Source organism: Micromonospora sp. B11E3 (assembly GCF_039871625.1).
Lineage (GTDB): Bacteria > Actinomycetota > Actinomycetes > Mycobacteriales > Micromonosporaceae > Micromonospora.
On the sequence record NZ_JBDPMC010000079.1, the window covers coordinates 1 to 16,935 of the forward strand.

A 16,935-nucleotide genomic window follows, 5' to 3' on the forward strand; every position below is an offset into this window, starting at 1 on the left:
ACCTGCTCGATGACCAGCGAAGACAGCCCGGGGAATACCGACTTGATCACGTCACACCGAAGTCATGATTACCCACGACACCGGCTACTCAGGACGGTACTCACCACCGTTTCTGCGCCAGAGCCGAGATGCTGACCCATCCCGACCACAGCACCGCGCTGGCCGACCTGCCCTGACCACATCCTGACTACATCCTCAGAGATATGCGTTGACGAATCTGGGAACCCGGACCGTAGCCGTCCTCGGCGGCACCGGTCCGCAGGGGCGTGGGCTGGCGCGCCGGTTCGCCGCCGCCGGCCTGCCGGTGGTGCTCGGCAGCCGCAACGCGGAGCGGGCGCAGGCAGCCGCGAAGGACCTCGCATCCGCGACGGGCGGGCAGGTGGAGGGAGCCGCCAACCACGAGGCGGCTCGTATCGGCGAGATCGTCATCGTGGCGGTGCCGTGGGAGGGACACGGGGAACTCCTCAGCGAGCTGGCGCCGGTCCTGGCGGGGAAGCTGGTCGTGGACTGCGTCAACCCGCTCGGGTTCGACGGCAAGGGTGCGTTCGCGCATCGCGTACCGGAGGGCTCGGCGGCCGAACAGGCCGCGGCCCTGCTGCCCGAGAGCCGGGTCGTCGCGGCCTTTCATCATGTCAGCGCCGTGCTGCTCGACGACCCGACGGTCGAGTTCGTCGACGGTGACGTGCTGGTGCTCGGTGACGACCGCGACGCCACCGAGCTTGTCCAGCAACTCGCCGCCACGATTCCCGGCATGCGGGGCATCTACGGCGGCCGGCTGCGCAACTCGCACCAGGTCGAGGCGTTCACCGCCAACCTGATCAGCATCAACCGGCGCTACAAGGCGCATGCCGGCCTGCGCGTCACCGACATCTGAGTCCTCCGTTCTGTCCGGACATCGGCGGTACTGCAGGGTCGCGCCCCGATGGAGTGCGCAAGCTTGCAGTACCGCTGGTATGGAGACGAGCCATCACGACTACAGTTTCGGAGTTCGTAGATTAGCCTCCCCTGTTCGTGCGCCCAGCGGACCTAGAGGTGAGTGTGTAGCTCGTCTGTAGTCGTAAGCTCGTCGTCGCCTGCCGGTGTGAGTCCGGTCCGGGTAGCTGCCAGGAGGCCCGGTAGCAGGCTGGCGGCTCGGTCTGGAAACGGGTCGGGTCGAAGCCCAGCGTCGAAAGCCCTCATTCCTGAAGGAGTGGGCGTCTGAATCTGGCCGGTTTCGCCGCGATGACCCAACCCGCCGTCGTGGACCTGACCGCCGGCAAGGTGTGGACCTTCCGTGGCACCCGGTTGTGGGGTTACGCCTACAACTCGCTCATCAAACAGAAGTACGCGACGTACCTTCCGGAACCGTCCGCTGCGCCCAGCTGACGTCGGCGTTGCCATGCGCACTGGTGGAGCGAAATTCCTCTACCAGTGCGCAGTTGCTCGCCGGGACGAATGTCGGCGGCCGGTGGACAGAGGCTCTGATCCACTTGTTGTGAGGCCGAATCCAGCCGGTCACGGCGGGTAGCTGATGATCGGCGATTGTGGTCGGGCCTGGCCAGGGTCACGGTGAGCACCGATCCGGACGGTGATGCCGAACTGGTGGCCCTGGTCGAGCAACACCTGGGGCAGCGGGCCTCGGTGCTGGAGGGCTTCGGCGGCTACGGTGCCGTGGCGCCCGGCTGGTCGATCACGCCCTCCGCCTCGGCCTTCGGGGAGCCGCCGTACGTGACTACGGCGACGGCGTCGACGAGGGCGGTGCGGTTGGCCAGGGGTACGAGGGATGCTGCAGATGAGGCTGTCTTCGCGCACCGCAACCGGACCGGGCGGGGCAGCTATCAGGCGTCATTCGTTCTGGTGCAGGAAGGGGCTGGCGGATCGGCTCGGTGGCGACGGGCGGGGAGCTGAGCCGGATGTGCTCGCCGGGGGCACGACTGCGTGATGCTCGAACTGGTGTTCGCTGCCATGCGCTCGGTGAGCCAGCCGTCGAACTGTGAGCTCGGTTGCGCCCGCCGGCGTGAAAACAACAAAGGCAAGGAGGAGAACTCCTTGCCACTATTAACATATACCGCACCCCCGGGCTTGTGGCAAGACCCCGGTCGTGGCGCACAATCGTCGGCCGAGCGTAGGAATCGGCACCCCATGGGGGAATGCGTGTTTGATGTGATCATCGCCGGAGGCGGGCCGACCGGCATGATGCTGGCGAGCGAATTGCGTCTGCAGGGCGTCAACGTGCTCGTGCTGGAGAAGGAGGCCGAGCTGCCGCCGTTCGTGCGGTCGCTCGGGCTGCACGTGCGCAGTGTCGAGGTGATGGATCAGCGGGGACTGTTGGAGCGGTTCCTCGAGAACGGCAAGCAGTATCCGATCCGTCCCGGCGGCGTCCGGGGATTCTTCGCGGGCATCGAAAAGCCCGCTCCCACCGGGCTGGACACCGCCCACGGATACGTGCTCGGCATTCCGCAGACGCTCACCGACCGGCTGCTCGCCGAGCACGCGGCCGAAGTCGGAGCCGAGATCCGCCGCGGCTGTGCAGTGGTCGGGCTGGAGCAGGACGACAACGGTGTGACCGTCCACGTTGGAAATGGGACTGCCACGCCGTTGCGGGCGCGGTTTGTCGTCGGCTGCGACGGTGGGCGCAGTACGGTTCGGAGACTCCTCGGGGTCGGATTTTCCGGTGAGCCGTCGAGAATCGACACGCTGCTGGGCGAGATGGAGGTGACGGCGTCCCCGAACGACATCACCGAAATGATGACCGAGGTGCGCAAGACCGAGAAGCGGTTCGGGATCGGGCCGTCGGACAAGCCGGGGGTGTTCCGGGTGGTCGTGCCGGCGGCGGGCGTGGTCGAAGACCGTTCGGTGCCGCCGATGCTTGAGGAGTTCAAGCAGCAGCTGCGCAGGTACGCCGGCACCGACTTCGGCGTGCACTCCCCCCGCTGGCTGTCGCGCTTCGGAGACGCGACCCGCCAGGCCGAGCGCTACCGGGCCGGACGGGTGTTTCTGGCCGGGGACGCCGCGCACGTCCACCCGCCGATGGGCGGGCAGGGGCTCAATCTTGGGATCCAGGACTCGTTCAACCTGGGTTGGAAGCTGGCGGCGGCCGTCAACGGCTGGGCGCCGGACGACCTGCTGGACAGCTACGAGTCCGAGCGGCATCCGGTGGCCGCGGACGTGCTCAACAACACCCGTGCACAGATGCACCTGACGGCCAACGAGCCCGGGCCGCAGGCGGTTCGGCGGTTGTTGGCGCAGCTGATGGACTTCAACGACGTCAACCGGTTCCTGATCGAGAAGATCACGGCGATCAGCATCCGGTACGACTTCGGCGAGGGCCATGCCCTGCTCGGGCGGCGGCTGCGCGACGTCCAGCTGAAGCGTGGGCGCCTGTTCGAGCTGATGCGCACCGGCAGCGGACTGCTGCTCGACCAGACGGGGCGGCTTGCGGTGGACGGCTGGGCCGACCGGGTCGACCACGTCGCCGACATCAGCGAAGAGCTGGACGTGCCGGCGGTACTGCTCCGGCCGGACGGGCACGTCGCGTGGGTCGGCGAGGATCAGCACACGCTCGAGGTCGCGCTGGCCGGGTGGTTCGGCGCCGCAGGAGCCCTACGGCCGGGTGAGGGCGACCCGGTACGGGCCACCGACGCAGCCGGGCTCGTCACCGAGTTCACCTATGACGGCCTCGGGCGCGCGCGCACGAAAACCGTCAAGGCCGAGGCGCCCGTCGGCGACCTGAGCACCACCTACACCTACGATCCGGCCGGGCAGGTCGTCGAACAGCTCGACCCGCCGGTGCTCAACCAGGTGACGGGTGCGATCCACACGGCCAGGACGTCCACGACGTACGACGCCGACGGCAACGTCACCTACCGCAAGATCGAGGACACCACCGGCGGGGGTCGAAGACGTTCACCTACGACGCCCGCAACCAGCTACTGACCCAGAACGACGGCTCGTCGTATCTCTACACCGCGCGTGGCACGTTGAAGCGCACCATGGGCGGGGTCGGACACCCAGACCGACGCGTTCGGCCAGGTGCGGTCCCAGCAGGCGGTCGGGGGCGTCACCACCAGCTACGACTATGACGCGCTGGGCCGGGCGATCAAGCCAGGCTTTACGTACACCGGTCTGGTAACCACCTGGCCGGCTTGGCGACCTCCTCCGCCCCGGAGACCTGATTCAGGAAACCTGACCGAAGGATCACGTCAGACCCCACGAGCGCGCCATCCACGGGTCTGGACATTTCTCGCTGACTGGATGGACGTGAGGACTTCCCGATGCCACCCGGCCGAGCCGGATAGAATCCGGCCAACCGGTACGAAACCGAAGCTTTCGAGCGGGCGTACTGTCAGACTGGCGCGGTGACGGAGGAACGACCGCCGGCTGGAGGTGACGGGGGGAAGACCGCAGGGCGCAAGCCGGTACGCGAATACCTGCGCGACGCCGTCGCCAGCCCGCACGGCCACCGAGGAGCTCTTCTTCGACCTGGTCTTCGTGTTCGCCTTCGTCCAGCTCGGCACGCTGATCCTGAGCGACTACACCCCTCAGGGCGTGCTTCGCGGAATGCTCGTGCTGGCCCTGCTCTGGTGGTCCTGGGGCGCTTTCGCGTGGCTGAGCAACAACCTGCAGGCCAGCTTCGGGGTGATGCGGTTCGGGTTGTTCGTGGTCACCGGGATCACCTTCGTGATGGCGCTGTCGACCCTCGTCGCGTTCACCGACCGGCCCGGCGGGTTGTACGGCCCGCTCGTCTTCCCCACCTGCTATTTCCTCGTGCGGTCGCTGCACCTGGCGCTGTACGCGTACGCCGTCTCGGCTCAGCGCCTGGTCCGGCACATCGTGGTGCCCGCAGTGCCGATGATCGCCAGCACCGCCCTGCTCGTCTGCGCCGCGCTCGTGCCGCACCGGCTCCTCACCGACCAGCGACAGGTCGCCATCGCCGTGACCCTCCTCTGGCTGCTGGCGGTGCTCGTGGACTACGTGGGTAGCTTCACGTTGCCCGTCTGGGAGATCGGCATCTTCTCCGCCCGGCACTGGTGCGAGCGGTACGGGTTGATCCTGATCGTGGCCGTGGGCGAGAACATCATCTCGATCGGAACGTCCAGCTCCGACGTGTCGATCAGCTGGCGGCTCCTGTTCGCCGTCATGCTTGCCATGACCGTCACGGGGGCGCTGCTCTGGACCTACTTCGACGTGGTCGCGCTCATCGGTGAGCAGGTCCTCGAGCGGGCCGACGCGAAGACCAGGTTCGCCCTCGCCCGGGACGCCTACAGCTACCTGCACCTTCCCATGGTCGCCGGCATCCTCCTGCCGGCCCTCGGAATACGCGAGCTGGTCAAGAACGTCGGCCGCATCGAAGGACATCACCCCGATGAATCGCTCTCCGCCATCGGTCTCTTCGGCCTCTACGGGGGGTTGGCCCTCTTCCTCCTGGCCAACGTCGCCTACCAGCTGCGAATCGCCCGCACGATCAGGACGATCATCTGGACCAGGGTGGCCGCCGTGCTGGTGCTGGCCGCACTCGTCCCCGTCGCACGGCGGATGTCGGCGATGGGCGCGCTGGGCCTGCTGGCGGCCGTCTCTTTCACCCTGATCGTCGTGGAGGTCATCGTGGCCGACGGGCAGCGCCGCCGCCTGCGCGAGTCGGGCCTGGCCAACCGGATGCAGGCCTGAGGAGCCTGCAACGCAGCCGGTCACCGCGACAACCGCCAGCGCGACCTCGTTCGGCTACGACCTGGCCGGCACCTGACCCGGTGCACCGGCGGCCCGGGGCAACGCCTTCCGGGCGACGTACTACTCGTGGGGCTGCCCGAGTCGCGCATCGAACCGCGACGGGGGACCCGAACGGGGTCGACGACAGTCAGGAAACCTGCCAGAGGCATATGTTGCCGTGCTCGGAGCAGGGGAGAGGCCGGCTTCGACGGCGCCAACGTGCCGAGCCTCTGATACAGACGTCGCGGCGGCTCCCAGGCACAACCCGGGAGCCGCCGCGTTGAGGAATTACGCCAGCCTCAGTCGGGCCGCACCGCCAGCGTCAGCAGTTGGCCTGGTACAGGGCGAGGCCCTGCTGGTAACTCGTGAAGTAGCGGCTCGCCAGGCTGCCGTAGAAGGCGCGGGCTGCCGGGTCCCTGGTGCTGAGCTGCAACATGCTGTATTTGAGGTACATGTTGTAGTCGCTGGTGTACCGCGCCTGGAGGTCGGCGCAATACGTGCTGGTCACGGTCGTGGCCGCGTCGGCCGCGTGGGCCGGTCCGTCGACCGCAGGGTTGGTCGACAGGTGGACGACACCCGGCTGTCGCTCCACCCTCGGGTGGACCCACGGTGGCCGCCCGGGCTCGGGACGAGCAACCACAGGGCGGGCACTTTCCTGGTTCGGTCAACGCCGACGCAGTGACTCCACCGACCGGCCAGGACGCCGGCCACCTGTGGGCTCTGGTCTACGATTCGTTGCCGGCTCGATCGGTGCCGGCTCCCCTCCTGCGCTCGGCGGCCCGAGCAGTGCGACGACCGCTGCCACGATCGTCTCGATGGCCGGAGCTCCATCGTCTGAGGTGTCGATCTCGACGACGGCCTCGACGCCCTCCGGCGGCTCGAAGATCGACCGCTTCATCTCACCCCGCTGGAACAGGGACAGAAGCTGCTGGTCGATGGCCCCGCCGTCGGCCGCCCGAGCACCGAGTCGCCGGCCGATGACCGCCTCCCGGGCGACGACGTGCACAGCCAGCACCCGGGCGCCACCGGTCAGCAGCACGCCCAGCAACTCGTGGGACAACACCGAGGACTCCACGACGAAGCTCACCCCCGCGGCCGCGAGCAGCCGGACCGCGTCGACCATCACGACCTCGGCCCGGAGGCTGACGGGACCACCGGCGACGTGGAAGTCCCGGCCGAGCCGGACCCGGCCGTCCTCGGCGACGGAGGCGCAGGACAGCCCGAGACCTGTCTTGATCTCGTCGCGGGTCAGGAACGGGATACCCAAGCGGCCGGCCGTCGCAGCGGCGACGGTGGTCTTCCCAGCCCCCGGACACCCGCACACGGCGACCACCACGGGCCGTTCCCTCACCACCATCCGCCGATCCTGGCAGACCAGCGGACACGCTGTCGACGCGCCCAGCGCGTGAACCGGTTGAGGGCGCTCTTCCAAGCTGAGGGTGCTCGTTCGGTCGGCTCGCGCTCCGCCAGGTAGCGTGCTCGGCGACCAGGTGAGCGCGGGTGAGCTCGGCCAGGAGCATCCGGGTCTGTCTGGCCGCCAGCCCGGACAGGCTGGCCGCCGCCGACGCCCCGATGTCCGGTGCCGGGTGCAGCCCGAGCAGCCGGAACAACCGGGCCGCGGGCGGGCTGAGCGAGCGGTACGACCAGGAGAAGACGTTGCGTACGTCGGTGTCCGGGTCCCCGGCGCCGAGCACGTCGAGGTGGTCCACCCGCAGTTCGTCGGCCAGCCGGGCCAGCGGGAAGTTCGGGTTGACCGCGGCCCGGGCGGCGACGAGCGCGAGCGCCAGGGGGAGCCGGGCGCATTGGGCGGCGATCTCGTCGACCGCGGCGGGTTCGGCGTCCGTCCGCTCGGCGCCCAGCCGGCGCGCCAGCATCCACCGGGCCTCGTCGGGGGAGAGCAGCCCGACCGTCACCAGATGCGCGCCCTCCGCCGCGACCAGGCCGGCGAGCTGGCTCCGGCTGGTGACCAGCACGAGGCAGCCGCCCGCGCCGGGCAGCAACGGGCGGACCTGGGCGGCGTCGGCGGCGTTGTCGAGCAGGATCAGCAGGCGCCGGCCGGCGGCCAGCGTCCACTTCTCGACCAGCGTCGACGCCGGCTACCGGGTGGCCGTCGCCTGGGACACGGACACCGGCGCGGTGGTCGTGATGGTCGCGCCGAGCTGCGTCTACCCGTCCCGGTGTTTCCACCACCTTCCCCTGAGCGACCACGAAGGGCCGACATACGACGTGGCGCTCGGCGTGTCCATCGAGGTCAAGCCGTCGGCCCGGGGGTTGAAGTTCGACGTGGAAGCAGGAAGTAGCAGCCAGTTGTTCGCGCCCATCGACATCGGCATGGAGGTGTCTTTCGACAGCAGGGGAACGTCCACGGTCCGCGTCACCGGAAACGCCTATCCGAGCGTGGAGGCGGTCCAGTACAACCACCACGGTGAGCCGAAGTTCCTGGCCAGGTCTCGCCAGTCGGCAGGCGGCCCGGGGCCCGGCCTCCAGGACCACCTCCCCGGCCAGCGCGACGAGACGTACGTCAACGGCTACGGCCCGCACGACCACTCGGACAAGATCACGACCTTCAAACACCAGTTGTGCCGCGAGATCCCGATGTCGCCGATGTGTCTGCAGAAGAAGTAGCACCGGACCGAACCACCGCCCTGGCGGCCACCGGACCGAGCTGCTGGAAGGCGTGTCGCTTCTGCTCGCTGCTCGGAGCCGCCTTGACCTGGGCGAACAGCGACTTGATCTCGTTATGTTGGCTGAGTAGCAGGTCGATGACGTCCTGCTTCTGTGCTGCTGCGGTCACGGTGGACCTCCCGGTTGTCGAAACTGGGGACGGTGGGGAGGTACCCGGCGGAAAACGTATGCGACGGTCACGATCGCGGGTGCTGGACCTGCCGGGCCCGGCGGCCGGGCGGGCGACAACCGGGCGACGGCAGCTCCGTACGGGCCTGGGGTCAGTGCACGGACTGCAACACCCGGTAGGCGTGCGCAGGGTCGGTGGTGAAGGGCGTCGCCTGCTGGTCGAGCTTGCGGAAGCCGTCGAGCAGTTCGCGCGACTCGACCTCGCTGAGCTCGTTGTCAGCCTGCTGATCACGGCTGAGCCCGCGCTCGAGCCAGCGGACGATGTCGTGCCAGCTGTGCCAGTCACCGCGCCGGTAGACCACCTCGACGTCCGACTGCTGGTAGTCCATCGCTGTCTCCCCTCACTGTCGGTACCTGCCGCTCCGCCTACCCCGTCCGTCGCGAGACCAACGCGGACGACCGCGAGGTGATGGCCCCGCACGCCACATCCACCACTGCCGGGCGCCGTCACCCCAGCAAATCGTGGAACCCCGCACGCGACCAGAGCCGGTGGAGGTAGACAGGGTGGGTAAACGCGGCCGGCGGGGGTGCCATGGGAATCCGAGAGACGTTCCTACCCTGGCCCGTCTTCCGGCAGGCATGGTCCGTCATCGGCGCGGGGGACCGCCTCGCGCGGGGCGCCGCGGCCCGCTCCCGGCGCACCGACCGGCTGGAGCCGCGTACGACCACCGCGGACCGGGTGGTCGGCAGCGTATGCCCGTACTGCGCGGTGGGCTGCGGGCAGTTGGTCTACGTCAAGGACGAGCAGGTCGTCCAGATCGAGGGGGACCCGGCGTCGCCGGTCAGCCGGGGCAGGCTATGCCCGAAGGGCGCCGCGACCAAGCAGCTCGTCACCAACCCGCTGCGCCAGACGCGGGTGCGTTACCGCCGGCCGCACGGCACGGACTGGGAGGATCTCGACCTCGACAGAGCGATGGACATGATCGCCGACCGGGTCATCGCGACCCGGGCGCGAACGTGGACCGATCGGGACGAGCAGGGCCGGCGGCTGCGGCGGACGATGGGCATCGCGGCCCTCGGCGGTGCGACGCTGGACAACGAGGAGAACTACCTGATCAAGAAGCTCGGCACCGCCCTCGGCGCGGTGCAGATCGAGAATCAGGCCCGTATTTGACACTCCTCCACCGTTCCCGGTCTGGGAACCTCGTTCGGCCGCGGCGGCGCCACCACCTTCCAACAGGACCTGCAGAACTCCGACTGCATCGTCCTGCAGGGCTCGAACATGGCCGAGTGCCACCCGGTGGGCTTCCAGTGGGTCATGGAGGCGAAGGCGCGCGGTGCCACGCTCATTCACATCGACCCGCGGCTGACCCGCACCGGGGCGCTGGCGGACCTGCACGTGCCGATCCGGGCCGGCACCGACATCGCCCTCCTGGGCGGCCTGATCAACCACGTGCTCAGCAACGGCCTCGAGTTCCGTGAGTACGTGGTCAACTACACGAACGCGGCGACGATCGTCAGCGAGGGGTTCCAGGACACCGAGGACCTCGACGGTCTCTTCTCCGGCTGGCGGGACGACACGTCGAGCTACTCCACCGACAGCTGGCAGTACGAGGGCGTCCGGGTGGCGAGCGCGGCCGGCAAGCGGGAGCAGGGCGTTAAGGAGAACGCGCGGGAGGCCGGCGAGCGGCGGTCGTACCAGCGGCACGCGACCGAACGGGGCCACGAGCACGGCAGCCACGGGGCCTCGCTGACGGACCTGCACAACCTGCGCCGGGACGAGAGCCTTGCGCACCCGCGGTGCGTCTTCCAGCTGCTGAAGCGGCACTACCGCCGCTACACGCCGGAGCTGGTGGCAAGGATCTGCGGCATCCCGGAGGAACTCTTCGGGCAGTTGGCCCGCGCGGTGACGGAGAACTCCACCAGGGACCGGACCACCGCATGGGCGTACGCGGTGGGCTGGACCCAGCACACGGTCGGGGTGCAGTACATCCGGGCCGCCTCGGTGCTGCAACTGCTGCTCGGCAACATCGGGCGACCCGGCGGAGGCATCCTCGCCCTGCGCGGGCACGCGAGCATCCAGGGCAGCACCGACATCCCGACGCTCTACGACCTGCTGCCGGGGTATCTGCCGATGCCGCACCCGGACTCGCACGGCAGCCTGGACGAGTACGTCGCCGACGACGCCTCGGAGACGGGCTACTGGGGCAACATGCGGTCGTACGCGGTCAGCCTGCTGAAGGCGTACTGGGGTGACGCGGCCACCGCCGACAACGACTTCTGCTTCGACTACCTGCCGCGGATCACCGGCGACCACAGCACCTACCAGACGGTGCAGGCGCAGTTGGACGGCACGTGCAAGGGCTACTTCCTCAACGGGCAGAACCCGGCGGTCGGCTCGGCCAACGCGCGGGCGCAGCGGCTCGGCATGGCGAACCTCGACTGGCTCGTGGTCCGGGACTTCTCGCTGATCGAGAGTGCCACCTGGTGGAAGGACGGACCGGAGATCGAGTCCGGCGAGTTGCGGACCGAGGACATCGGGACCGAGGTGTTCTTCCTGCCCGCGGCCACGCACACCGAGAAGGACGGCAGCTTCACCAACACGCAGCGGATGTTGCAGTGGCACCACAAGGCGGTGGATCCGCCCGGCGACGCGCGCAGCGACCTGTGGTTCTGGTACCACCTGGGCCGGCGGATCCGGGCGAAGCTGGCCGGCTCGACCGCCGAGCGGGACCGCCCGATCCTCGACCTGAACTGGTCCTACTCCACCTCCGGTCCGCACGGGGAGCCGAGCGCCGAGGAGGTGCTACAGGAGATCAACGGCTGGCGGGCCGACGGTTCCTGCCTGTCGACGTACGAGGAACTCACCGACGACGGCTCCACCGTCTGCGGATGCTGGATCTACTGCGGCGCCTACGCCGGCGGGGTGAACCAGACCGCGCGGCGCAAGCCGCACACCGAGCAGAACTGGGTCGCGCCCGAGTGGGGCTGGGCCTGGCCGGCGAACCGTCGCCTGCTCTACAACCGCGCCTCGGCCGATCCGCAGGGCAGGCCGTGGAGCGAGCGCAAGGCGTACGTGTGGTGGGACGCCGGGAAGAAGAAGTGGACCGGGCACGACGTGCCGGACTTCCAGCCGACGAAGCCCCCGGACTACCGGCCCCCCGAGGGCGCGAAGCGGCAGGACGCCCTGTCCGGCGTCGACCCCTTCATCATGCAGGCGGACGGGAAGGGCTGGCTGTACGTGCCGGCCGGGCTGTCCGGCGGGCCGCTGCCGACGCACTATGAGCCGCAGGAGTCGCCGGTGCCGAACCTGCTCTACGGGCAGCGGCAGAACCCGGCGCGGGAGGTGAGCCGGCGGCGGGACGTGGACCCCTACCACCCGAGCGGCGACGACCGGGGCAGCGGTGTCTTCCCGTACGTGCTGACCACGTACCGGCTCACGGAGCACCACACGGCCGGCGGGATGAGCCGGTGGCTGCCGTACCTGTCGGAACTGCAGCCGGAGGCGTTCTGCGAGGTGTCGCCGGAACTGGCCGCCCAGGTCGGGCTGAGTCACCTGGGCTGGGCGACCATCGTCACCGCCCGCAGCGCGATCGAGGCGCGGGTGCTGGTCACCGACCGGATGGTTCCGGTACGGGTGCACGACCGGATCGTCCACCAGATCGGCCTGCCGTACCACTGGGGTCGCAACGGCATCACCACCGGCGACTCGGCCAACGACCTCACCCACATGTCCCGCGACCCGGACGTGCACATCCAGGAGGTCAAGGCCCTCACCTGCGACATCCGGCCCGGCCGCCGTCCCCGTGGCCCGGACCGGCGCCGCCTCGTCGAGGAGTACCTGGGGCGGGCCGGGATCACCGCGGCGACCGGCACCGCGCACCGCACCACGGAAGGGCACGGGCGAGCCGAATGACCGACAACCTGCTGGAGGGCGCGAAGGGGGACCGGGCCCTCGACTCCGGATATGCGCAGCCACCGCCGCGGATGGGATTCTTCACCGACACCTCGGTGTGCATCGGATGCAAGGCGTGCGAGGTCGCCTGCAAGGAGTGGAACCTGATCCCGGACGACGGGCTCGCCCTGCTCGGCATGTCGTACGACAACACGGGCATGCTGGGCGCCGACACCTGGCGGCACGTCGCCTTCATCGAGCAGGACCGCCCGCTCGGCCGGCAGAACAACGCCGTCGCCCTCATGCCGACCGGCCCGTCCGCGAGCGGGCACACCGCGCAGGTGGTGGCGGCTGGCCTGGGCCCGGAGCACGGCGCCCGCCTCGGCACCGAGACCGGCGCGACGCGGCTCGCGCCGAGCCCGGACGGGGGCCCACGGCAGCCGGTCGGCGCGGACGGGCGCACCGAGTTGCGCTGGCTGATGGCCAGCGACGTGTGCAAGCACTGCACGCACGCCGCCTGCCTCGACGTGTGCCCCACGGGCAGCCTCTTCCGAACCGAGTTCGGCACGGTGGTGGTGCAGGAGGACATCTGCAACGGCTGCGGCTACTGCGTGCCCGCCTGCCCCTACGGGGTGATCGACCAGCGCAAGGATGACGGCCGCGTCTGGAAGTGCACGCTCTGCTACGACCGGATGACGGGAAGCCAGGAGCCCGCGTGCGCCAAGGCGTGCCCGACGGAGTCCATCCAGTACGGCCCTCTCGACGACCTGCGCGAACGCGCCGCGCACCGGGTCGCGCAACTACACGACGCCGGGGTGGCCGACGCCCGGCTGTACGGGGCCGATCCGGACGACGGCGTCGGCGGGACCGGCGCGTTCTTCCTGCTGCTCGACGAGCCGGAGGTGTACGGCTTTCCACCCGATCCCGTCGTGACGACCCGGGACCTACCGGCCATGTGGCGGCACACGGCGATCGCGGCGGCCGCGGTGGCCGCGACCGTGCTCGCCGCGTTCGCGGGAGCCCGCCGATGAGCGCCGCACCGTCCGGGTCGTCCAGCGGAAGCGGCGCCGTCGGCTCGCAGGAGGCCGGCAGCGAGGTACGCCGCGACGGGCTGCACCACGTCGCGCCGGGCCGGGAGGCCCTGATCGGCTCCCGGGGCGGCCGACGCCCGGGCCGCGGCGGCGAGGTCGTGCCGCCGGCCGAGTTCCGGTCCTACTACGGCCGAGCGGTCATCAAGCCGCCCGTGTGGAAGGCGCACAACATCGCCGGCTACCTCTTCCTCGGCGGGGTGGCCGGGGGAGGGGCCCTCCTGGCGGCGGGTGCCGACCTCACCGGCCGCCCGGCGATGCGCCGCGCCGCCCGGCTCGTCTCGGCCGGCGCGACGGGGCTGTCGCTCGCCGTCCTGGTGGTCGACCTCGGCAGGCCCAGGCGTTTCGTGCACATGCTGCGCGTCGTCAAGCCGACCTCGCCGATGTCGGTCGGTACGTGGCTGCTCGGCGGTTTCAGCCCGCTCGTGGCGGTCGCCGCGCTGGACGAGGTGGCGAGCCTGCTGCCGCGCCGCGCGGCGGAGCTCGCCGGGCTGCTGGCCCGCCCGAGCGGGTTGGCCGCCACGGCCGTCGCCCCCGCGATCACCACCTACACCGGCGCGCTGATCGCCAACACCGCCGTCCCCGTGTGGCACGAGGCGCACCGGGAGTTGCCGTACCTGTTCGGGGCGAGCGGCCTCGCCGCGGCCGGCGGCCTGGTGGCGGCGGCCTCCCCGGCACGCGAGGCGGCGCCGGCCCGGGTGGCCGGTCTCGCCGGTTCCGTCGCCGCGCAGCTGCTTGACCGGGCCGTCCACCGGCGCCTCGGGATGGTGGCCGAGCCGCTGACCACGGGGCGGGCCGGGCGGCTCCGCCGGGCCGCCCGGGTGTGTGCGCTCGCGGGAACGGCGCTGCTCGCGGCGTCGGCGATCCGTCGCAGCCGGACGCTGGACATCGCCGGCGGGCTGGCGCTCGCCGCCGAATCCGCGTTGACCAAGTTCGGCTACTTCCATGCCGGCACCGCTTCCGCAGCCGATCCGAGGTACACGGTGCTGCCGCAGCGCGAGCGGTCCGGAGGGTAGCGGCGACGGTTTCCCGGATTCGACCGGAGAACCGCCGCCGACGCGTCGATGCGGGGGACAGTCGATCGGTGGATCAGCAGCCGGCGGTACGCGTGTAGTTCCGCGTCCCGAAGTAGTAGGCCAGGTTGCCGCTGAACCGGACTTGGATGTCGCTGCCGTTCAGCCGCTGCTCGTAGTGCAGGTGGGAGCCGCTGGAGCCGCCGCTGTTGCCTACGTAGCCGATGGTGGTGCTGTAGCCGACGGACTGGCCGACGGAGACGTTGAACCCGCTGAGGTGGGCGTAGTAGGTGGTGTGCCCGTTGCCGTGGTTGATCCGCACGTACCGGCCGTAGCTGGTGTCACCGAGGTTGGCGACCACGTCCACGGTGCCCGGCGCGCTGGCCTTGACCGGGTCGCCGTGGTCGTCGGTCCGGTTGAAGTCGATCGCGTACTGCGGGCTGTGGTCGACGCGGGTCTGACCGGACCACGTCTGGTTGCACGGGAACGGCACCCGGAACGACGGCGCGGCCGCGGCGGGCGACGCCGGGGCCAGGAACGCGGCGGTCGCCAGCGCGGCGACACTGAGGAAACTCGTCAGGCGGGAACGCATCCAAACCTCCACGATCACAACTTTCGATCTTCTCGCTGGATGATGTCAGAAAGCTTCGCGATGGGGCCGCGCTGGTGGGGATGTCGCGGATCGGGGGCGAGCCGCACGGCGCGACTATAACGAACATCAATGCCTTGGTGAAGGATATCTGCGATCTAGCTCACGTTCCTTGAAGGTTTCCCATGGGAGGGTTGGCGGGTTGATCGAAATCTGGCGATCTCTCGCGGGTCCGTGTGATAGTGGGGCGCCACCCGCCCGACGCGAACCGCTGACCGGTTCGTCGTCGGGTGCTTCCGTGAAACCTCCAAGGAGGATGCGTGCCGCTCCGCGCACCAAACCCGTCCGGTCGCCGTCCTGGCCGGCCCTCGCGAACGCTGCGGTGGACGCTGGCCCGGGCGCTCGCGCTCGCCGCGATCGTCCTCGCGGCCCTGCCGGTGGCCGGAAACCGGCCGGCCCACGCCAGCGCACCGCTGCTGACAACGGCGCAACGGCAGGCCTACCTGTACTACTACGCGCCGGTGATCTTCAAGCGCGCCAATGAGGACAACGGCCAGGATGGCCGCGACTGGCTGACGAACTACGACTTCGACCAGGACCGCAACTTCGCGACCAACCGGTACCACTGGCTGGAGAGCGAGCACTACGTCGCCGCGTCGGCGGCGCAGGCGACCACCAGCCCGTACGCGGCGTGGCGGATCCGCCCGACCCTCTACACCTCGCTGATCGAGTACATGAACGGGACCACCAAGTCGCTGGTGCTGCTCTACCACGTGTACAACGCGGCGGACAAGGAGGGCGACGCCATCCACGACTGGGAGCGGATCGAGATCGTCGTACACAACGTCACCGGCACGCCCGGGGCGACCGGCGAGTACGTCAACAACTCGACCATCACCCACCACCACGAGCACATCATCCGCAAGCGCGGCGACTTCGGCTTCAACTTCATGAACACCGCGACGGGCCGGCACCTGATGGTCTGGCAGGCGGACGAGGCCGGCAGCGTCCTGGCCACGCACGCGCACGAGCTGCGGTACGTCAACGACACCTACAGCTCGCTCGCTGCCCAACCGGTCACCAACAACGCCGAGGTGGAGATCAGCGGCAAGGACGAGGACAAGAACGTGCACTACATCTTCGTCCCGCAGGCGTCGTCGGCGGCGGTGACCGCCTGGGGCGCGAAACCGCTGACCTTCGCCAACGCGTCGACGCTGATCGGCGGGCACGACAACGAGCACACCGTCGACTGGTACCAGGCCAAGCGGATCACCTACGAGCTGCAGGACATCGCCGACATCATCCCGACCCACTGGGCGGGCAACCCGGCCTGGTCCACGCACTGGCTGTCGTCGGCCGTGGACGACGTCGAACTCGAGTCGCCGGTGGTCAACGAGACCGGTGCGGTGGAGGTGAACGCCGGGCGGCAGCGCTTCTACAGCAAGTCCCGCGACAACGGCGCCTCCGACCTGACCGACGACCGGGAAGGGATCATCCACAAGGACTGGCTCTACGGCGCGTACTCCGCCGAGGCGGACGAGGACATCGAGGGCTCGTCCGACCACTTCCCGGCGTACGAGGGCACCGGCGTGGACAGTTACGGCTGGACCCGGCAGCTGGCCAGCGGACGCCCCGACTCGCCCAACGCCTACTGGTGGCAGCACGACTTCTTCGTCCACGACGGAACGGTCGACGCCGACAGCTCCGCCCGGGAGAGGGGCCAGTGGCTGCGCGGCGCCTGGTACCTCGCCGCGAACGGCGGGTTCGACGGGCGCTGGGTGCAGCTCTTCGACGACCGCCCGGGGCTCGAGGCCGGCGTCTCCTGACCGCACGGCCCACGGCCGGGACGCCGGCGGTCCGCACGCGACCGCC

12 protein-coding genes and 3 pseudogenes are annotated in these 16,935 nt (G+C 69.8%); 10 read left to right on the plus strand and 5 right to left on the minus strand.

The features are described from left to right. The first annotated feature begins 208 nt into the window (after positions 1-208). From npdG to ABGB16_RS27810, 6 genes and pseudogenes are all read left to right on the plus strand, one after another. Positions 209-874: an NADPH-dependent F420 reductase gene (gene npdG / locus ABGB16_RS27785; RefSeq protein ID WP_347671044.1), complete on the plus strand. Its 666-nt coding sequence runs from the start codon at positions 209-211 to the stop codon at positions 872-874. A gap of 311 nt (positions 875-1,185) precedes the next feature. Continuing rightward, positions 1,186-1,365: pseudogene (locus tag ABGB16_RS27790) on the plus strand (hypothetical protein); the annotation flags it as partial. Between the two features lie 183 nt (positions 1,366-1,548). Then, entirely contained in the window at positions 1,549-1,887 is a 339-nt protein-coding gene (locus ABGB16_RS27795) for a hypothetical protein (protein WP_347671045.1), read from the plus strand. Positions 1,888-2,133: 246 nt separating this feature from the next. Then, a pseudogene (gene rox, locus ABGB16_RS27800) lies at positions 2,134-3,570 on the plus strand (rifampin monooxygenase); the annotation flags it as partial. Then, a complete protein-coding gene (locus ABGB16_RS27805) occupies positions 3,553-3,915 on the plus strand; it encodes a hypothetical protein (RefSeq protein WP_347671064.1) in 363 nt (120 codons plus the stop codon). The pseudogene rox and the gene ABGB16_RS27805, both read left to right, overlap by 18 nt. A gap of 450 nt (positions 3,916-4,365) precedes the next feature. After that, on the plus strand, positions 4,366-5,646 hold the full coding sequence (locus ABGB16_RS27810) for a low temperature requirement protein A (RefSeq protein ID WP_347671046.1): 1,281 nt from the start codon (positions 4,366-4,368) through the stop codon (positions 5,644-5,646). A 361-nt stretch (positions 5,647-6,007) separates the two neighbouring features. Here ABGB16_RS27810 and ABGB16_RS27815 read toward each other — a convergent pair whose 3' ends face one another. The 4 genes and pseudogenes from ABGB16_RS27815 to ABGB16_RS27830 form a co-directional block, all read right to left on the minus strand. Further along, positions 6,008-6,277: a hypothetical protein gene (locus tag ABGB16_RS27815; RefSeq protein ID WP_347671047.1), complete on the minus strand. Its 270-nt coding sequence runs from the start codon at positions 6,275-6,277 to the stop codon at positions 6,008-6,010. A 72-nt stretch (positions 6,278-6,349) separates the two neighbouring features. After that, positions 6,350-7,042 carry an AAA family ATPase gene (locus ABGB16_RS27820; protein WP_347671048.1) on the minus strand — a complete coding sequence of 231 codons (693 nt, stop codon included), beginning with the start codon at positions 7,040-7,042 and terminating at the stop codon, positions 6,350-6,352. A 460-nt stretch (positions 7,043-7,502) separates the two neighbouring features. Further along, positions 7,503-7,685, minus strand: a pseudogene (locus tag ABGB16_RS27825) (hypothetical protein); the annotation flags it as partial. Positions 7,686-8,630: 945 nt separating this feature from the next. Further along, positions 8,631-8,867, minus strand: a complete 237-nt coding sequence (locus tag ABGB16_RS27830) for a hypothetical protein (protein WP_347671049.1) — start codon at positions 8,865-8,867, stop codon at positions 8,631-8,633. Between the two features lie 203 nt (positions 8,868-9,070). Here ABGB16_RS27830 and fdh point away from each other — a divergent pair, with 203 nt between their 5' ends. From fdh to nrfD, 3 genes are read left to right on the plus strand one after another with little or no spacing between them, the layout of a single operon-like run. Beyond that, the gene (gene fdh, locus ABGB16_RS27835; RefSeq protein ID WP_347671050.1) at positions 9,071-12,394 is read left to right on the plus strand and encodes a formate dehydrogenase; all 3,324 of its coding nucleotides are present in this window, start codon (positions 9,071-9,073) and stop codon (positions 12,392-12,394) included. After that, positions 12,391-13,404, plus strand: coding sequence for a 4Fe-4S dicluster domain-containing protein (locus ABGB16_RS27840; RefSeq protein ID WP_347671051.1), 1,014 nt, complete (start codon positions 12,391-12,393; stop codon positions 13,402-13,404). The genes fdh and ABGB16_RS27840 overlap by 4 nt, the downstream gene beginning before the upstream one ends. Next, a complete protein-coding gene (nrfD, locus tag ABGB16_RS27845) occupies positions 13,401-14,477 on the plus strand; it encodes an NrfD/PsrC family molybdoenzyme membrane anchor subunit (RefSeq protein ID WP_347671052.1) in 1,077 nt (358 codons plus the stop codon). The genes ABGB16_RS27840 and nrfD overlap by 4 nt, the downstream gene beginning before the upstream one ends. 73 nt (positions 14,478-14,550) lie before the next feature. Here the strand turns inward: nrfD and ABGB16_RS27850 are convergent, their stop codons facing one another. After that, positions 14,551-15,066 (minus strand): M23 family metallopeptidase, encoded by a 516-nt coding sequence (locus ABGB16_RS27850; protein WP_347671053.1) that lies wholly within the window; start codon positions 15,064-15,066, stop codon positions 14,551-14,553. 317 nt (positions 15,067-15,383) lie between these two features. Between ABGB16_RS27850 and ABGB16_RS27855 the strand changes: the two genes are divergently transcribed. Beyond that, positions 15,384-16,889: a hypothetical protein gene (locus ABGB16_RS27855; RefSeq protein WP_347671054.1), complete on the plus strand. Its 1,506-nt coding sequence runs from the start codon at positions 15,384-15,386 to the stop codon at positions 16,887-16,889. The last annotated feature ends 46 nt before the right edge of the window (positions 16,890-16,935 follow it).